The organism is Alistipes sp. HGB5, from assembly GCF_000183485.2.
GTDB lineage: Bacteria > Bacteroidota > Bacteroidia > Bacteroidales > Rikenellaceae > Alistipes > Alistipes finegoldii.
Genome location: NZ_AENZ01000038.1, coordinates 1 through 660, shown reverse-complemented (window position 1 = coordinate 660; position 660 = coordinate 1). Strand labels below are relative to the sequence as shown.

The window sequence follows — 660 nt, the reverse complement described above, 5'->3', positions numbered from 1 at the left end:
AATCCTGCCGCAGGCAGGTTGCTCAGCGATGAGAAGGTGGATCGATCAGGCGACCTTTGACGAGTTGTTGCTCGCCAATGCCGAAGATAACGTAGAGCGGGCCATTCAAAGCGCATCGGCCGTATTGGAAGCGGTGCAGGAGTTCGTTCCGGAAGCAACCTTATTCTACCATGTTACACACGCCGCAGACAGCCTGAAAAACTATTTCGAAGAAGTGTGCACCGGTTTCCGCAGAAACGGTATCCTGTTTCTCGTCCGCCAATATTTCTATCCAAAACCCTATTACGACCTCCGATTCGATTGGTCATCGTTCCGATACGCGGACAACTACTCCTACAGCAAGGCTTTCGACAAGCAATCCGAACCGAATCGTATCGGGGTCTTCACAAAAAAGAAGATCGACGATTGGGTGGAATACCTCACGCAGGGTTTCCGAAACCTCGAACGTATCGATGCTGAGAACGAACGAAAAATGACGGGGTATCGCAATCGGTTGGAGGCAATACCCGATGTCGCATGGAACAAAGACAAAAGCCGCGGTCATATCACTCGGCACGGCCTGACCTATACTTTCGAGATCCGGCAGACGGATTACAGTGAAAAGATCTCTTTGGATTATCGGTGCCGCACGCTCGATGATTTTCTGGCACTCTCCGATAA

General features: G+C 50.8%; 1 protein-coding gene. It reads left to right on the top strand.

The annotated features are described in order from the left end of the window. Positions 1-660, top strand: a 660-nt coding sequence (locus tag HMPREF9720_RS05870; protein ID WP_254654368.1) for a hypothetical protein, incomplete at both ends; no start/stop codon positions are given.